This is a genomic window from Paenibacillus sp. MER TA 81-3 (assembly GCF_023713585.1).
GTDB classification, from domain to species: Bacteria; Bacillota; Bacilli; order Paenibacillales; family Paenibacillaceae; genus Paenibacillus_B; species Paenibacillus_B profundus.
The window spans coordinates 1-353 of sequence record NZ_JAMAWB010000105.1; the positions used below are offsets into that span (position 1 = coordinate 1).

Sequence of the window (353 nt, forward strand, 5' to 3'; positions counted from 1 at the left end):
CATGCGTCAGCTCTGCATTTTCCTGCTCATGGGAACTGGGCTTGCGATTTAGCCACTTGTAATAGCTTGAACGTGAAATGCCTGCAATTTCACACAGAAGCTGAACGCTGAACAACGCTTCTTCCTGAAGCGCTTGAATAGCAAGATAGACATTCTCTTGACGGTATTGGCTTAGCTTCGCCTCCTTTGGAATTCCTGTAACTTTTTTAGAAATGCATTCTCCGCCCGAAGCCGCTCGTTTTCATATTCCATCTTTTTCATCTCGAGTTTTTGGCGATCGGCCTCTGTTAATTCCTCCGGCGCTTTCTTTCTTCCCCGTCCATCCTTTAACGCATCCTGACCGCCATCTTCAA

1 pseudogene is annotated in these 353 nt (G+C 46.7%); it reads right to left on the minus strand.

From position 1 onward, the window contains the following. Positions 1 to 171: 171 nt before the first annotated feature. A pseudogene (locus M3650_RS31435) lies at positions 172 to 353 on the minus strand (hypothetical protein); the annotation flags it as partial.